This window comes from Leptolyngbya sp. PL-A3, assembly GCF_039962325.1.
Taxonomy (GTDB): domain Bacteria; phylum Cyanobacteriota; class Cyanobacteriia; order Elainellales; family Elainellaceae; genus Vacuolonema.
In genome coordinates, this window is the sequence record NZ_JAMPLB010000020.1 from 38,073 (window position 1) to 53,176 (window position 15,104).

The window sequence follows — 15,104 nt, forward strand, 5'->3', positions numbered from 1 at the left end:
TACCTTGGAAGAGGATTTCTGTAGACATTCAATGTTCAGTCTAGCAAGGGATTGGGGTTGGTAGGGGGGCGGGTTGCCCTCTAGGGGTAGGGGGGTAGATAGGTAGATGTTGCAAAAAAAGGATTCTCGGGTTTTAGGTGTAACCGGAGAATCCTGTGCTGTGTGTGAGGAAGAGGTTTAGCGTACGCCAAAGCCGGTTTTGGCCTTCTGTTTGGCTTTGGACTTACCTTTGTTTTTATCCCGGTTGACCTCGGCTAACGCCTCCTGGAACAGGTCATTGAGATGCAGAGGAACGCTGGCAATTTCCGGTAATTCGGGTTCTGCTGGTTTCCCGTAGGATTCCAATGTGGTTTGCAAATCCTTTTGAATATCGAAATCTGGTTTCTGAAGAACCCGACGCAGGGCATTTTCGAGGGATTTTGGATAGTCTTTGGCCAGGTTTTGCCAGATGTAAGGATTGATTGTGGCGTCTTCTAGATACTTCTTTATTTGCTTATCCAACCCCTCAGTCTCGGTGTCACTATCCTGGCTCAGGCGATCGCGCAGCAACTGATAATCCTCCAGAAAGCTGGCACCCCAACGAGGATGCAGCATTGCCGTTAAGTGTTCAGCCCGCTGCAACGGCTTGGGCAGTTCCACTTTGGGCATGATCATACGGATGGATTTGCCGCTATTCAGCAGTTGATTGGCCGCTTGCGCTTCGCCCAAATCCCCGGTCATTTCCTCCATTTCTTCGGGGGATAGGCCGGATTCTTCGGCTAATTCCTTAAGGGATTTGGAACCATCAATACCCGCTTGCTCCAATTGCTTCTTAGTGAGGATTTCCTGGAACTCTTTGAATTTCTTTTCAAATTCATAGCCCGGTAATGTCACTTCAGAGCTTCCAAAGAAGTCTGCGAATTCCTGGTGATATTTCTCGACCGATTGCCAAGCTTCTTCTAATAGTTCGGGTGCATCACCGTAAAGGTGTTGCCTATATTTATCTTTAAAGTTTCCAATGGCAACGGCTAGTTTGGGTTTTCCAAGCATTCCAAGCAGCTCCATTGGCCCCGAAAAAATCCACTCCGTTTCAGAAAGGGGAGAAATTCGAGTGACCAAAATTTCGCCGGGTTTTAGTCGGGATAGTTTGGCTTCTTCCTGTAAACCATTAGGTAGAACTTGATAACGTTTTGTTGTCAGCCAGTTCATCAGTTCATAGCCTGTGGATGAACGTTCCATGACCTGGAATAAGCCATTAAAACTACGATGCCATGTTGTTAGGAGTTGACGATCGCTCTCCGTCAGCTCGGCGTACTCATCCATAAAGCAATCAATCGGGGTTTTGTTACCGACGTTCCCCTCAGTAATAAACATATCCATTGCCATCGTGCTTTGGCTCTGGCCTTGAAATGGCGACTTAGACCATTTCTCCAGTTGAGCTTTCGTAAAACTTTCCAACGCGACAGCAACATCGCCTTCTGCGTCAAACACAAAATCTAGTAGAGCTTGTTTGAGTTCAGCAGAACGCTCCAGGGGAGTACTCATAGTCTTTGAATTTCGGTGTAATAAATGTTTTCTGACATATACGCACATAAGCATCTGCTAGACGTAGCAGATGCTATAGATTTGCGTGGGGAAGCAGTGCAGAAATTGACATACCGTCAACTTCTGCGGAACTTCACCGGAAACAATTATTGCTTCACTCGATCCCACTAGATTGCACTACGACGCATTGCAGCATAGTAGATGAACAGTGCAATGATGGCGCCCAAAACCGCAACAACGATGCCACCAATGCTCAGACCCGATGCTGTTAACGCTAACGTTCCTGTGGTCAGCAAGGAATAAAGGCTTCCACCAACGAACGCACCAATAATACCAAGAATCAATGTACCCAGAAGACCGCCACTCTGATGGCCAGGATAAATAGCCTTCGCGATAGCACCAGCAATCAAACCCAATACAATCCAAGCTAAGATATTCATAGTTGCCTCTCCATACAGTAGCCTAGTCGTTTGAGAAATCTCCCTAGGCATTCAACACTTTTAGAATATCAATCACACAAGCTGAATTCGTCTATCCTAGGGGCGAACATGCTGAGATATAAAGGCGTAAGCAATCTTATAGATATGTTCACTAGAAGAAGTAATCCTGAGGATACTTCGGGTTTGTAGAATTAACCCCTTCTAAAAATTAGATTCGATATATTAATGCTTATTAATAGAAGCTCTAAGGATATTTTGAAAGTAGCAAATGAGGGTTTCTGTTACTGAGTTTAGATACGCCGATGATAGGTCTAAAAAAAGAATCAACCCTTTGTTATTCTGACAGTACAACAAAGGGTTGATTCTTTTTCGGAATCTTGTGCGGTAAAGCTCAAAGTGAGCCCCTAACGACCGCTAATCGCCAGAAATAGACTGACGGCAATTAACAAACCCAGCACTATCCAGGTTGCATTTCGTTGAAGCCAACCTTGTAGAGTTGTGTTGAAGGTGGGCTTGTAAGGTTTGGAATTGCTGACACGATTTACATTTAGATAAAGCGTGCACTCCTTGGCAAAAGGGCGCTGAGGGAAGTTGCAGGTGTCATCAGCATGATAGGTACAGGTATCACACAGATAGCCCTCCTGGATCGCCCGATGTAGCGTTATCCCGGGATGGCCGTGAGCTTTGAGCTCGGTGTGGCAAAAAGGGCAGGCGATCGCCTGAGCATCAACTTGCTGGTGGCAACGGGGGCAGGACGGCATAGGAAAGCGAGGATAGAAGGACAGAGTCAGCTTTTTTCAAGAACGTACTTACGAAGAAGGCTCTGTTTAGGTTCTTCACTATTACCCTAACTTACACTCCAGGCAACCCGTTGCTAGACGGAGCTATGAAATAGGAGGTGGAACTGTGGTTCTACCTCCCATTTCATAGCAACACGTCAAGTAATGCTTACAGCGCGTTTCAAGCGCTTAAAATCTGCAGGACTTACGCATTTGTGTTGTGGATGGGGTGCGAAGCACCCCATCCACAACACAAATGCGTAAGTCCTGATCTGGTTGTTTTTGTAAGAGCCGCGCTCCGCGCGCTCACAAAAACAACCGTGGCTGATTCAAGCGCAAAGCGCTGTAGCCATCAAGACAAGCTTTATGGTTATGAATACTTCCGCACTTGAAACCGTTTGGAGTCCGTAATCCGGTAGGTTTCGCCACCCATAGCTTCCTGAAACCGGGCCTCCGTTTTGTCCAGTACCTCCTGGGGAATGGCCTGCCATTCTTCCAGGCTGGCCCACCGTATGACCAAAACGACATTAGACAGGTCATCCGGGCTAATCCATACTTCCTTGCCCAAAAAGCCAGGGTACTGGGCTAATACGGGTGTCCAAATCTCTTCATCTTTCTGTACGTACTGTTCTCGCAAATCCGCTTGAACTGCCACATTCAGCCATTCAATGACCACACTTGATCTCCTTCACGACACACCAATCAGTTTTTCTGATTTTCTGAAAGAATTCCTTGTGTGCAGGCACTTCCACCCAAAAACAACTCTTTCAGAAAATCAGAAAAACTGTCCGAACTATAGCATTTGACGGATTTCCGCACCCTCTTGGGTCTGAGAGACGCGATGGAATTTGTCAAAATAAGACTGGAAGCAGGGCCAGTGGGTCGAGAAGGAGTGCGCTCTGTCCATGAAGCACTCACATGAGCTGTCCTAATGCCGCGCTGTCAGAAAAGTTTTATCTTTAATTGCGAGGTTTATCGCAATTAACCGTTTACGTCCAACTAGAATGACTGTCGTAATGTGGGGGTTGCCAAGGTAGACGAGATGGATACTAACAACGTACTCAAACAATTGCTCATGCTGGGTATCGGAACTACATCGTTAGTGGCCGATAAGATTCGGGAGGCCACAGACCAGTGGGTGCGCGAGGGTAAGATTGACCCTGATCAGGCAACTCGGATGGTGAATGATGTTATGCAGCAATTACGCACAGACCAGAGCAGCGTAGAAGATTTAATGCAACGGCAAGTGCGGAACGTCATGCAAGATTTGGGTGTACCTCGGCAGAGTGAGATGGATGAACTGCGGGGCCGTCTAGATCGTCTGGAGCGGCAAATTCGCGATCTAGAAAACAAGCTTTGGCGCTAATGCAGGCTTACAAATCTAGGAGAGGGTGTGGGCTTGCTCACACCCTCTCTTGTTTGGATTTTATGAACCCGCTAAACGCTTAGACGGTAAACTGAAAAGGGCATAGGCGGAAAATGGAGATAGGGGCTGTTGAGCTGTCTAAAAAGTTCGAGCCTCGTTCTTTGATTGTCATTTCCAACTTTGCTATCTTGTTCACCGTGCTACTGGAGGTTGCTGTGCGTGAGATTTTGATTAGCTTTGGCGTTATGGTGGTGTGCCTGGTGGTGATTGTGGTTGCACAGGTTGCCGGAAAGACCCAGGAGGCGATCGCCGCTCCCCAATCTGAGTCGTCTATCTCGCAACCAGCCGCTACAAAAATTGTTGATTCATCCACCCCTCAGGTAATTGCTATGGCGGAAAACGAAAATGTTGTGACCACTGATTCTGGTCTCAAATACACGGATGAGGTCGAGGGTACCGGAGCGATGCCTGAAGCTGGGCAAACGGTATTCGTCCATTACACGGGCACCCTGGAGGATGGCACCAAGTTTGATAGCTCGCGCGATCGCAACCAACCTTTCTCCTTCCGGCTGGGAGCTGGTCAGGTTATTCGGGGTTGGGATGAAGGGATTGCTTCTATGCGTGTTGGTGGTCAGCGCAGACTGATTATTCCCCCCGAATTGGGCTATGGTGCTCGGGGTGCAGGTGGTGTGATCCCCCCCAATGCTACGCTGATTTTCGATGTCGAATTGCTGCGTATTGGCGGCTAAGCTGCGCTTTAAAGCTCACTGGAAGTTTTTTGCAAGGCGCAAAAACCTTTAAAGCAGGCTCTAGAACAATTCAAAAAGCCAAATATAAAACGTGCGCGGTGTAATGCATTGCGCACGTTTTATATTTGGGCTCTGTACCTATTCTCGGTTGCTATGGAAAACACGGCTGAATATATCTGCGCTTATTGTGGCGAGCCCAACCTGACTTTTGTGGACTGGAGTGCCGGAAGCCAGCAATCTTATGTGGAGGACTGTCAGGTGTGCTGTCGTCCTAACATTCTCTATATCCGCTTTGATGAAGATACCCTGGAAGTAGAAATCGACACGGAGTACGAGGGGTAGGCCATGTCTGTTCTGCTAAGTTGTGTGTTGTTAGTCGCCACGATTTTAATGTTTCGCCTGCTGGTGGTGTGGCCTGCGACGTTCCTTTCCTGGCTACACATTCCCCTCTGGCTGACATTAGGTATTGTGGGCGGTATCCTGGCCTGGTGTATTGCAGATGACTGATCAAAGAGATTGGGAGTGGCGTTTCTGGCCCCTATTACCCCTCTACCCCTACGGTAGACGTCGAACTCTCCGTACCGAAATATTGCCAGATCGTATCTGGACGTTTGACCAGATGCACGGCATCCTTTACGCCGTGGTGCCCATCCGCATGACGGTGATACGGCTCGATTCCGGTGGGCTATTTGTTTATGCGCCTGTTGCGCCCACTCGGGAGTGTATTCGTCTGGTACAGGAGCTGGTGGCACAGTACGGCGAAGTCAAATACATTCTGTTGCCGACTAGTTCTGGACTGGAACACAAAATATTTGTGGGGCCGTTCGCCCGTTACTTCCCGCAGGCTCAAGTATTTGTTGCACCCAGACAGTGGAGCTTTCCCTTTAACCTGCCCCTGAGTTGGTTAGGGTTTCCGGCCCAGCGAACGCAAGAATTACCAACGGACAGCTCTCTGGCTCCCTTTGGGCGAGAAATCGACTATGCCGTGTTAGAACTCGATTTGGGTCGGGGCGCGTTTGTGGAGGTGGCCGTATTCCACCGTCCTTCTCATACGTTACTAGTAACGGATACGGTGCTGTCGGTACCCGAAGAACCACCGGCGATCGCCCAACTGGATCCCTACCCGCTCCTCTTCCACTCCCGAGACACTGCTTTGGAGCCGATGGAAGATACAGAGGCAAATCGGCGCAAGGGTTGGCAGCGCATTTCCCTATTTGCCATTTACTTTGGCCCCAGTCGCCTCGAAATTGTGGGGTTAGGGCAGGCATTACGGGAGGCATGGAAGGCGGGCGATCGCTCCCGCAAAGCCTACTTTGGCTTCTATCCGTTCCGGTGGCGGCCCGACTGGCCGCAATCCTTTGAGGGGTTGCGAGCGGGTGGGCGGCCGTTCGTTGCGCCTATTTTGCAAACGCTAATTTTTCCGCAAGCGCCTAAGCTGGTGCACGAGTGGGTGCAACGGGTGGCGGGTTGGTCGTTTGAGCGGATTATTGCGGCTCATTTTGATGCACCCATTCATGCAACACCGCAGCAGTTCCGACAGGCCTTTGCCTTTCTGGAGCCCAATGCACCTGCTCAGACTCAGCATTCATTGCCGGAGGATGACTTGCAATATGTGAAGGCGATCGAGGCAACGTTGCTAAGATTGGGGGTTGCGACAGCCCCCAGAAATCCTTGAAGGAAAGAGTGGGGTGCTAACACCTCGCTCTTTCAGTATTGATTAACCTGAGTTCGGGTTAAGGGCGTTTTCGAGTGCCGCGCAACGCGCGGCACTCGAAAACGCTCATTTTGGCGTGCGCTTTGCGCACGCCAAAATGAGCACTTCAGCTTATCCCGCACTGAGGTTGATTAATTGGCATTAATTAACTGGCATCGCGTTGTAATTGTTGCTGACGAATTGCATCAATGCTGCCGGTGGGAATGGCGGCGATGAGCTTTTGGGTATAAGCGGCCTCAGGATGACGATACACCTGGTCAGCCGGGCCGATTTCTTCGACCCGGCCTCGGTTCATGACCATAATGCGATCGCTCATAAATTTCACTACACTCAAATCGTGGGAAATAAAGATATAGGTGAGTTTGAACTCATCCTGTAAGGCTTTTAGCAGGTTTAGAACCTGGGCCTGTACCGACACATCCAGGGCTGAAACGGATTCATCGCAAATGATGAATTTAGGGTTAAGGGCAAGGGCACGGGCAATACAGATGCGCTGTCGCTGACCACCGGAGAACTCATGGGGGAAGCGATCGCCCCAGGCCGGGTTCAGCCCGACTCGCTCTAGCAGGTAGGCGACACGTTCCTCTAGATTTCGTTTACTGCGCGCTACCTTGTGAATTTTCAGAGGTTCCATGACCGCAGCTTTAATGCTCATGCGCGGGTCGAGGGAACTGAAGGGATCCTGAAAGATAATCTGCATGTCCCGGCGAATCTGGCGCAGTTGCTGCGATGAAGCCTTGGTGATGTCGCGACCTTCAAACTCGATGCTGCCACCCATGGATGGAATGAGTCGCAATAGCGTCCGCGATAGAGTTGATTTACCGCATCCAGATTCACCCACTAACCCTAAGGTTTCGCCGGGGTAAACCTCAAAAGACACCCCATTCACTGCCATAAAGTATTGCTGGGTACGTCCCAACACGCCACGAATGGGAAAACCGACTTGCAGATCTTTGACGTTGACAAGCGGCGTCTGGGTTTGGAGTTGGGTGAGGCGATCGCGCACCTCTCCATCCTCTACTTCAGCAAAAATCCGTAACGCCTGACTGGCATCCTGGGGCTTCTCGCGAATGATGATTTGTCCGTCTACTCCGGTCTCAACCTCCATGAAATCAGACACGGTGGGTAGGTAGCGCAACCGCCGATCGGGTTGGGGACGGCAGGTGAGCAAGCCTCGCGTGTAGGGATGCTTGGGGTTGGAAAAGATCTCGAGTACCGGGCCAAATTCCACAATTTTGCCGCGATACATGACCGCTACCACATCGGCAATTTCTGCCACGATGCCCAAATCGTGGGTGATGAACATGATGGACATATCCCGCTTGGCCCGCAACTCTCGCAGTAAGTCGAGAATGGTGGCCTGGACGGTGACATCCAGAGCGGTAGTGGGTTCGTCGGCAATAAGAATGCTGGGGTCGCAGGCGATCGCCATGGCAATCATCACCCGCTGAATTTGCCCGCCAGATAGCTCGTGGGGGTAGCGTTTGAGGATGGCTTGCTTGCGCTCGTTGACGGCAAGCATGAGGTCGCGATCGCTCATTTTCGCGCCGGAATCTGCACTGATGGGCCGGCTCGAATACCAGTCCTGCCGCACCTGCTCTTCCAAGTCTTCATCGCTGGGCAGCAGCTTTACCTCTTGCAGCAGATTAATGGCCTGACGGCGTGCTTCTGGCTCCGGCATATCCGGGTTGTGGAACCGCAGCGCTTCCACTAACTGAAAGCCACAGGTATAAACAGGGTTCAGGGAGCTCATGGGTTCCTGGAAAATCATGGAGATTTCCCCGCCCCGATACTGCCGTAACTGCTCTTGAGATAGCGCCACCAAATTTACAGGCTCCCGCCCTTCTGGCCGAAACCAAATCTCTCCGCCAGCAATGCGTCCGGGAGGATTGGGCACTAACCCCATCACGGATAAAGCTGTCACCGATTTTCCTGAACCTGACTCTCCCACAATCCCCAGGGTTTGCCCTCGCTGGAGCTGAAAGGAGATGCCGTCGATAGCCCGCACTAAGCGACCATCGTTGCGAAAGTGAACTTCCAGGTTGCGAACGTCGAGAACGGTATCACTCATGGGAGGTAGGGCAGGAACCCGTGAAATGGAAGGAGAGATTCACAAATTCTAGCAGCCCTGGCCAAAATCCAAGGTTTGTCGGGAATCTGAATGAGATGAAACAGTTCTATTGCCAGTACTTTACTGTGGAAATCAATCTATGTTTGGTGGTGTGGGCGCTCACACCACCAAACCCGGAGACTGTTGTGATTAGACCGCAACTTCGGCGGCCTCAGCCATTCCTTCAGACATTTCAGCAGGGACACCATCGGTTGCTAGAGAAGCCATTTTGCCGCCTTTCTCCATAAGATTGCGAACCATCGCCAGCAACGCGTTCACTTTCCGAGTGCGCCACTCGTCAATCAGGTCGTTCACTTCGTTATAGGAAAGGCGACGTTCCATCGCTTCCTTTAAATAACGAGCATGGCCTGTTTCGTCTTGCGCGATGCTCAACAGTCCCTTGTTCAAGCTGCCATTCACGGCGTCACCCTCAAATACTCGGGCCATCCGTACAAAATCACGGCTGGCGTCTAGCTCCAGGATGTAGGTGCTAGCGAAGAAGACGGTCCAGTCCATGTTTTGAGGGCTCAGTTGCTCTCGGGTGTAATTGGCAAAGTAGGCATCGAAAAAGGGACTGCGGCGATCGCTAGAATTCTCGTCGGTCTGTTCAGGCATTTTGGAGAAATCGATCGCCTGCTTATTCAGTTGCTTCAGAGCCTGGGCGAAGATTTGACCGTGGCGGCGTTCGTCCTGGGCGTGTTTTGTGAGTCGTTCAGAGAGCCAGCGATCGCCCTCTCGCTCAGCCCGCTCGGCCAATGCTTCCAGGAAAGGAACGGAGCCGGATTCTGCTAACTGAAAGCCCGCAAGCATGGTGGGCCGGGTTGGTAAGTGCCGCAGATTATACGCAGTAATGTAAGCGGATGCACCCGAACCCACCAAATGAAGCAATTGCGTCAGAAAGTTCATGGGAGATTCTGCTGTAGGGAGTCACGGTGATTCTAAACGATTTCAACAAAGAAGGCAGAGAGCAGTAAGCAGAAGGGAATACCCCATCCACTCATACTCACCCTTCTGCCCTCTGTCTCCGGCCTGCCTCAATTAAAAGCAGTACGGATGATGCGATCACCTTTCCGGTCAACAGCGGATAATCCCAGGTCGCGCACGACGAAGGAGCGTTGGAGCCAGCGATCGAAGCCGTCGTAGCGGGGGACGAAGGAGGAGCGCCCATGAGCTGTGCGGCGATTGTCGATGCAGAGGAGGTCGCCGACGCCGAGTTTGACGCCCCGGTAGACGGAGGCGATCGCGGCTTTTAATGCCTCTAAGGCTTCCTGAGCTTCGGGGGTCATGGCTTCCATCAGGTCTTCATCGTAGTTGAGGAAGGGGTCGTTGCGATTACCGTAGAGGACGGGAAGCACTTTGCCGTTGGTTTTGTCGCTTTGGATGTTGCCAAAGGAATAATCCACACCCGTGCGGTAAAGGGGTTGGAAGAGCAAATCTTTGTGGGTGTCAGATAGCAGCGGCAGGGCGTGAGTGATGCTGGCGTAGGTTGTTTCGGCAAGGCGATCGTGATCGGGGCGGAGGCAGAAGAGGAGCAGGAATTCAGGAGGGTAGGGGTGGAAGACGGTTTCGCGGTGGAATTGCAGACGGATTTGAGAACCGCTGGAGGCCTGAACACGTTCATTACCCTGAACGGGCACGAGGTTCTGGAAGAGGTCGCCGTTTTTCTCCTGGATGTAGGAGACAAGGTGGCCCAGGCGACTGCCAATCATGGAAAGACAGCGTTCGCTGACGTAGGTGGTTTTGCTGGCAGAGCGCAGGCCATCAGAGGGGGTGGGGGTGCGATAGAGGCCGGGGTCAATGGGGAGGCCGCGAATCAGTAGAATTCCTTCAGGGTTGGAGCGAACTTGGAATTCTAATAGCATCCGGCGGACGAAGCGGGGCATTTCGTCGGCACGCATTTCACAATCTAATAAAAATTCTTCGGTGTCTTTGTAAGGGTTGGGGCCGGGTGCGAGGAACAGGTTCATGGTAGTTTCATCGAAGCTGCTGCAATCGATGATTTGCACATCAGGGGTGACGGAGGTGGGTGATGCGATCGCCTGCTGCATAGGGTTTCCCTCAACGGTTTAAGCGCTAATTTAATGGATTTATCGCCTGCAGATTGTATATTTTGACCTGTTAGCGATAGAAGCCTTCATCGTAGCTGTTTAATTCTTGGATTTTGGGTAACTTTGCTAATTGTTTGTAATATCATGTCGGTTTAAATGCTGATGATAAAAAGTGGTGCAGTGCTTCACGCTGCACCACTTTTTATCATCAGTATTTAGCCTTACTACTTAAGCCTAAGGCCCAAAAGGCGGGATCTTCTGTTTTGCGGGCTGCACAACCGTTTGGGTCTTATGTTCATCACAATGCTCTACGAATAACCCTTTCCGAACTGTGAGACACGAGAGATCTATGTGGGGCACTGTCCCGTATTTATCTCTCATACCTCACCAGTTCGAACGGTGCTATATAGCGGTATGTAAGTTTAAGTACAGCAACGGTGGTGTGGGGCACGAAGTGCCCCACACCACCGTACTTAATCAACATACACAGCGCTATATGTCTTTCGGCAGAAGAATTTGTATTCGGGTTTAGAACAAATCTGAGTCAAAATAGGAGAAATATGGGCTTTGGCTTTGTTGTGGTGTTTAGATCTCATGCTGAAAATATCAAATACAGTGAGTATTCCAGACAATGAGATTGAGATGAGTGCGGTGCGTTCGCAGGGGGCGGGCGGGCAAAATGTAAATAAGGTTGCAACTGCCATTCATTTACGATTTGATATTCCGGCTTCGTCGTTGCCAGAGCGCTATAAAGAGCGTTTGTTAAGCCGTAGTGATCAGCGCATTACGAAGGATGGCGTAATTGTGATTAAGGCGCAGGAATATCGCAGCCAGGAACAGAATCGAGAGGATGCGCTACAACGCCTACAGGAGCTTATTCGCAGTGCGGTGACGGTGCCGAAGCCACGTAAACCGAGTAAGCCGACTGCTAGTTCTAAGCGAAAACGATTGGATAGCAAAACTCGGCGATCGCAGGTCAAGTCCCTGCGAGGTAAAGTCATCGAGGAATAGGTTTTCTTGGCTGCTGTTTTTGAATTGAGTCCTGAAAATAGCCCGCCGAAGGTGGGCTATTTTCAGGACTCAAAGCCGAGAGTTTGCGCCCGGCGGGCGCAAACTCTCGGCTTTGAAGCCTATAACGAGAATTGCTGGTGCCCCGGCCCTGCTTCTGCCAACATCCCCTTTCCTGGTATAAGCTACATGGGTTAGGCCCATTCACTCGCCCACTCGTCCACCCATCCACTCAACGTCCTCATGTCTTCTCAACCGCTGCTGATTCTCATCGACGGTCATTCCCTCGCATTCCGCTCTTACTTTGCTCACGCTAAAGGAAAGGATGGCGGCCTGCGCACCTCTACGGGAATCCCCACCAGCGTGTCCTACGGCTTTCTAAAAGCACTGTTGGACATGATGAAAATTGAGAATCCGCAGTATGTAATGGTTGCGTTTGACCCCAGCGAGCGTACCTTCCGCCACGAGGCAGACGAAACGTACAAGGAAGGTCGTCCCGATGCGCCCGAAGATTTTATGCCGGACCTGAAGAACTTGCAGGAGTTGTTGCGATCGCTCAATCTCCAGCTCTGTAGTGTTCCCGGTTATGAGGCAGATGACGTGATCGGGACGATGGCCCGAAAAGCGGTGGCGGAAGGGTTTCGGGTGAAGATCTTGACGGGCGATCGCGATTTGTTTCAGCTCATTGACGAAAACGAGCAAACCACCATTCTCTACCTCAGCACCGTCTTTGGTAAAAGCACACCGCCGCCTCGGGAGTTTGGCGTGGAACAGGTGCGTGAGAAAATGGGCGTCGAACCGTCTCAGATCGTTGATTACAAAGCCCTATGTGGGGATAGCTCCGACAATATCCCGGGCGTGAAGGGAATCGGGAACAAGACGGCAGTAGAGTTGTTGAGGCAATTTGGTTCCCTGGAAGAAGTCTACTCACGGCTGGATGAGGTGCCGAAGAAGGCAGTACGGACGAAGTTGGAGACTGGGAAGGATGATGCGTTGCGATCGCAATACCTGGCCCAAATTCATCTGAATGTGCCGGTGGATGTCAATCTGGAGCAGTGCAAGCTGCAAGGGTTTGACGAGGAAACCATTGTTCCTATGTTTGAGAAGCTGGAGTTTCGCTCGTTTTTGGGGCAGTTGCGGCAGTTGCGCGATCGCTTTAACGGCTTACCTCCTGCTGATGAGAAGGTAGAAGTGACTCCTATTAAGGAAGAGGAACCTGAGGATAGCGATCTCTGGTTCTTCAGTGCAGAAGATACAGACACAACCAGCACTGCCAATATCCAGCCTCAAATTATTGATACCAATGAGAAGTTAGAAGAACTGCTGGCCCTTCTAATCACCTACACCGACCCCGATAAGCCTGTCGCCTGGGACACGGAAACGACTTCGTTGGAACCTCGGGATGCAGACCTGGTCGGTATTGGCTGCTGCTGGGGGCCGGGACCATCGGACTTGGCTTATATCCCGGTTGGTCATACCCATGGCACGAATCTAGATAAAGATGTTGTGCTAGAAGTGCTGCGTCCGATTCTAGAAGACAAAGCCTATCCCAAGGCGTTGCAGAATGCTAAATACGATCGCCTGGTGTTGCGCTGCCAGGGTATTTGCTTGGCTGGAGTGGTGTTTGACACGATGCTAGCCAGCTACGTGCTCAACCCAGAGGAGAAACACAACCTCGGCGAACTGAGCCTCAAGTATTTGGGCCTGATCACCAAGAGTTATACCGATCTGGTCCCCAAGGGAAAAACGATTGCGGATGTCAGCATTGCGGATGTCGCTGATTATTGTGGCACCGATGTCCACACAACGTATCTGCTCGTGTCGAAGCTACGGACCAGGATGGAGCCTCTACCTCAACTCCGAAGACTACTGGAAGCTGTTGAACAGCCTTTGGAGCCTGTTCTGGCGGAGATGGAATATACGGGAATTCGCATTAATCAGGAGTACCTGGCGGATTTCTCGAAGCAGTTAGAAGAAGACCTGGCCATGATTGAAAAACACGCCTACGAGGTAGCGGGCGAAAAGTTTAAGCTGGGTTCTCCTAAGCAATTGAGCGAATTGCTCTTTGAAAAACTAAAGCTAAACCATCGAAAGTCTAAGAAACGGGCAACAGGTTACTCCACAGATGCGGCGACCTTAGAGAAATTGCAGGGTGATCACCCGGTAATCGACTACATCATCGAATATCGCTCGTTGTCCAAGTTGAAATCCACCTATGTGGATGCGCTGCCTGCTCTGGTACGGCCCGATACCCATCGTGTGCACACCGACTTTAACCAGGCTATTACGACAACAGGGCGGCTTTCGTCCTCTGACCCGAATCTACAAAATATTCCCACTCGCACGGCCTTCAGCCGCCAAATCCGCAAAGCCTTTTTGCCTCGGGAGGGTTGGCTGTTGGTGGCGGCCGACTATTCACAGATTGAGTTGCGGATTCTTGCTCACCTGAGCCAGGAGCCGATTCTCATCGAAACATATCAAAACAACGAAGATGTCCATGCGTTAACCGCGCGTCTTTTATTTGAGAAAGATGACGTCACCTCCGATGAACGACGGTTAGCGAAAACTATCAACTTCGGTGTGATCTATGGCATGGGAGCGCAGCGGTTTGCGCGAGAGTCAGGCTTTAGCACGGCTCAAGCAAAAACGTTTATCGATCGCTTCTACGAACGTTATTCTAAAGTTTTTGAATATCTGCAACAAATGCAGCGGGAGGCACTGGCTCAGGGGTACGTCGAAACTATTTTGGGTCGCCGCCGGTACTTCAACTTCAACACAACTGATATGCAGGTTTTGCGCGGTCGGGATCCTGATTCGATTGACTTGAACAAGATTCGTGCTCGTGACCAGTATGATGCTCAGCTTCTACGAGCTGCTGCAAATGCCCCGATTCAGGGTTCTAGTGCTGACATTATTAAGATTGCGATGATTCGCCTCCACGAGATTTTGAAGCAGCATCAATCGAACCTGCTACTACAGGTTCACGATGAACTGGTCTTTGAGGTAGCGCCTGAAGAATGGGAGACCTTAAAGCCAGAAATTCAGTCTGCGATGGAGTCGGCTGTTAGTTTAAGCGTTCCTCTCAAGGTGGAGATGAATGCGGGGCCAAATTGGATGGAGGCGAAATAGAACAGAGGGTATAGCGCTGCACTCGAAAACACCCATTTTGGCGTGCGCAAAGCGCACGCCAAAATGGGCACTTCAGCTTATACCGGATTGAGGTTAGCTACCCAGGCAAAGGTTTATAGCAGGGAAGGGGGAGGCGAAGTTTGGATAGGGGGTTCCAACTCCCTCGGGGGTTGGGGGAGTTGGAATGGGGATACAGCAACGTCGTATTCTTTAGTGACTTTCTTTTTATGGCAATGA

The 15,104-nt window shown here is 50.8% G+C and carries 14 protein-coding genes; 7 read left to right on the forward strand and 7 right to left on the reverse strand.

Annotated features, from left to right (window positions below):
• Positions 1–177: 177 nt before the first annotated feature.
• The 4 genes from NDI52_RS16520 to NDI52_RS16535 all read right to left on the reverse strand — a co-directional run bounded on the left by NDI52_RS16520 (position 178) and on the right by NDI52_RS16535 (position 3,419).
• Complete coding sequence (locus NDI52_RS16520) at positions 178–1,524, reverse strand: hypothetical protein (protein ID WP_190770517.1); 1,347 nt, start codon at positions 1,522–1,524, stop codon at positions 178–180.
• A gap of 167 nt (positions 1,525–1,691) precedes the next feature.
• The gene (locus NDI52_RS16525) at positions 1,692–1,964 is read right to left on the reverse strand and encodes a GlsB/YeaQ/YmgE family stress response membrane protein (RefSeq protein ID WP_190770518.1); all 273 of its coding nucleotides are present in this window, start codon (positions 1,962–1,964) and stop codon (positions 1,692–1,694) included.
• A gap of 404 nt (positions 1,965–2,368) precedes the next feature.
• Entirely contained in the window at positions 2,369–2,725 is a 357-nt protein-coding gene (locus NDI52_RS16530; protein WP_190770519.1) for a zinc ribbon domain-containing protein, read from the reverse strand.
• A gap of 388 nt (positions 2,726–3,113) precedes the next feature.
• The gene (locus NDI52_RS16535) at positions 3,114–3,419 is read right to left on the reverse strand and encodes a TIGR03792 family protein (RefSeq protein WP_190770520.1); all 306 of its coding nucleotides are present in this window, start codon (positions 3,417–3,419) and stop codon (positions 3,114–3,116) included.
• Positions 3,420–3,785: 366 nt separating this feature from the next.
• Between NDI52_RS16535 and NDI52_RS16540 the strand changes: the two genes are divergently transcribed.
• From NDI52_RS16540 to NDI52_RS16560, 5 genes are all read left to right on the forward strand, one after another.
• Positions 3,786–4,109 carry a phasin family protein gene (locus NDI52_RS16540; protein WP_190770521.1) on the forward strand — a complete coding sequence of 108 codons (324 nt, stop codon included), beginning with the start codon at positions 3,786–3,788 and terminating at the stop codon, positions 4,107–4,109.
• A gap of 215 nt (positions 4,110–4,324) precedes the next feature.
• Complete coding sequence (locus NDI52_RS16545) at positions 4,325–4,858, forward strand: FKBP-type peptidyl-prolyl cis-trans isomerase (RefSeq protein WP_190770574.1); 534 nt, start codon at positions 4,325–4,327, stop codon at positions 4,856–4,858.
• Positions 4,859–5,011: 153 nt separating this feature from the next.
• Positions 5,012–5,200, forward strand: a complete 189-nt coding sequence (locus tag NDI52_RS16550) for a CPXCG motif-containing cysteine-rich protein (RefSeq protein WP_190770522.1) — start codon at positions 5,012–5,014, stop codon at positions 5,198–5,200.
• Positions 5,201–5,203: 3 nt separating this feature from the next.
• Positions 5,204–5,365, forward strand: coding sequence for a hypothetical protein (locus tag NDI52_RS16555; protein WP_190770523.1), 162 nt, complete (start codon positions 5,204–5,206; stop codon positions 5,363–5,365).
• Positions 5,358–6,533 carry a DUF4336 domain-containing protein gene (locus NDI52_RS16560; protein WP_190770524.1) on the forward strand — a complete coding sequence of 392 codons (1,176 nt, stop codon included), beginning with the start codon at positions 5,358–5,360 and terminating at the stop codon, positions 6,531–6,533. Before NDI52_RS16555 ends, NDI52_RS16560 begins: the two co-directional genes overlap by 8 nt.
• A 184-nt stretch (positions 6,534–6,717) precedes the next feature.
• Here NDI52_RS16560 and NDI52_RS16565 read toward each other — a convergent pair whose 3' ends face one another.
• The 3 genes from NDI52_RS16565 to NDI52_RS16575 form a co-directional block, all read right to left on the reverse strand.
• The gene (locus NDI52_RS16565; protein WP_190770525.1) at positions 6,718–8,643 is read right to left on the reverse strand and encodes an ABC transporter ATP-binding protein; all 1,926 of its coding nucleotides are present in this window, start codon (positions 8,641–8,643) and stop codon (positions 6,718–6,720) included.
• 189 nt (positions 8,644–8,832) lie between these two features.
• On the reverse strand, positions 8,833–9,588 hold the full coding sequence (locus NDI52_RS16570; protein WP_190770526.1) for a ferritin-like domain-containing protein: 756 nt from the start codon (positions 9,586–9,588) through the stop codon (positions 8,833–8,835).
• A gap of 128 nt (positions 9,589–9,716) precedes the next feature.
• Complete coding sequence (locus NDI52_RS16575; RefSeq protein WP_190770527.1) at positions 9,717–10,730, reverse strand: TauD/TfdA family dioxygenase; 1,014 nt, start codon at positions 10,728–10,730, stop codon at positions 9,717–9,719.
• A 594-nt stretch (positions 10,731–11,324) separates the two neighbouring features.
• Here NDI52_RS16575 and arfB point away from each other — a divergent pair.
• Complete coding sequence (arfB, locus tag NDI52_RS16580) at positions 11,325–11,741, forward strand: alternative ribosome rescue aminoacyl-tRNA hydrolase ArfB (protein ID WP_190770528.1); 417 nt, start codon at positions 11,325–11,327, stop codon at positions 11,739–11,741.
• Positions 11,742–11,981: 240 nt separating this feature from the next.
• On the forward strand, positions 11,982–14,867 hold the full coding sequence (gene polA / locus NDI52_RS16585; RefSeq protein ID WP_190770529.1) for a DNA polymerase I: 2,886 nt from the start codon (positions 11,982–11,984) through the stop codon (positions 14,865–14,867).
• Positions 14,868–15,104: the final 237 nt, after the last annotated feature.

What these genes read in the sequence shown, in the direction of transcription:
- NDI52_RS16520 (WP_190770517.1), bottom strand. Translation starts at nt 1,524, where the DNA reads ATGAGTACTCCCCTGGAGCGTTCTGCTGAACTCAAACAAGCTCTACTA.
- NDI52_RS16525 (WP_190770518.1), bottom strand. Translation starts at nt 1,964, where the DNA reads ATGAATATCTTAGCTTGGATTGTATTGGGTTTGATTGCTGGTGCTATC.
- NDI52_RS16530 (WP_190770519.1), bottom strand. Translation starts at nt 2,725, where the DNA reads ATGCCGTCCTGCCCCCGTTGCCACCAGCAAGTTGATGCTCAGGCGATC.
- NDI52_RS16540 (WP_190770521.1), top strand. Translation starts at nt 3,786, where the DNA reads ATGGATACTAACAACGTACTCAAACAATTGCTCATGCTGGGTATCGGA.
- NDI52_RS16550 (WP_190770522.1), top strand. Translation starts at nt 5,012, where the DNA reads ATGGAAAACACGGCTGAATATATCTGCGCTTATTGTGGCGAGCCCAAC.
- NDI52_RS16555 (WP_190770523.1), top strand. Translation starts at nt 5,204, where the DNA reads ATGTCTGTTCTGCTAAGTTGTGTGTTGTTAGTCGCCACGATTTTAATG.
- NDI52_RS16560 (WP_190770524.1), top strand. Translation starts at nt 5,358, where the DNA reads ATGACTGATCAAAGAGATTGGGAGTGGCGTTTCTGGCCCCTATTACCC.
- NDI52_RS16565 (WP_190770525.1), bottom strand. Translation starts at nt 8,643, where the DNA reads ATGAGTGATACCGTTCTCGACGTTCGCAACCTGGAAGTTCACTTTCGC.
- NDI52_RS16570 (WP_190770526.1), bottom strand. Translation starts at nt 9,588, where the DNA reads ATGAACTTTCTGACGCAATTGCTTCATTTGGTGGGTTCGGGTGCATCC.
- NDI52_RS16575 (WP_190770527.1), bottom strand. Translation starts at nt 10,730, where the DNA reads ATGCAGCAGGCGATCGCATCACCCACCTCCGTCACCCCTGATGTGCAA.
- arfB (WP_190770528.1), top strand. Translation starts at nt 11,325, where the DNA reads ATGCTGAAAATATCAAATACAGTGAGTATTCCAGACAATGAGATTGAG.
- polA (WP_190770529.1), top strand. Translation starts at nt 11,982, where the DNA reads ATGTCTTCTCAACCGCTGCTGATTCTCATCGACGGTCATTCCCTCGCA.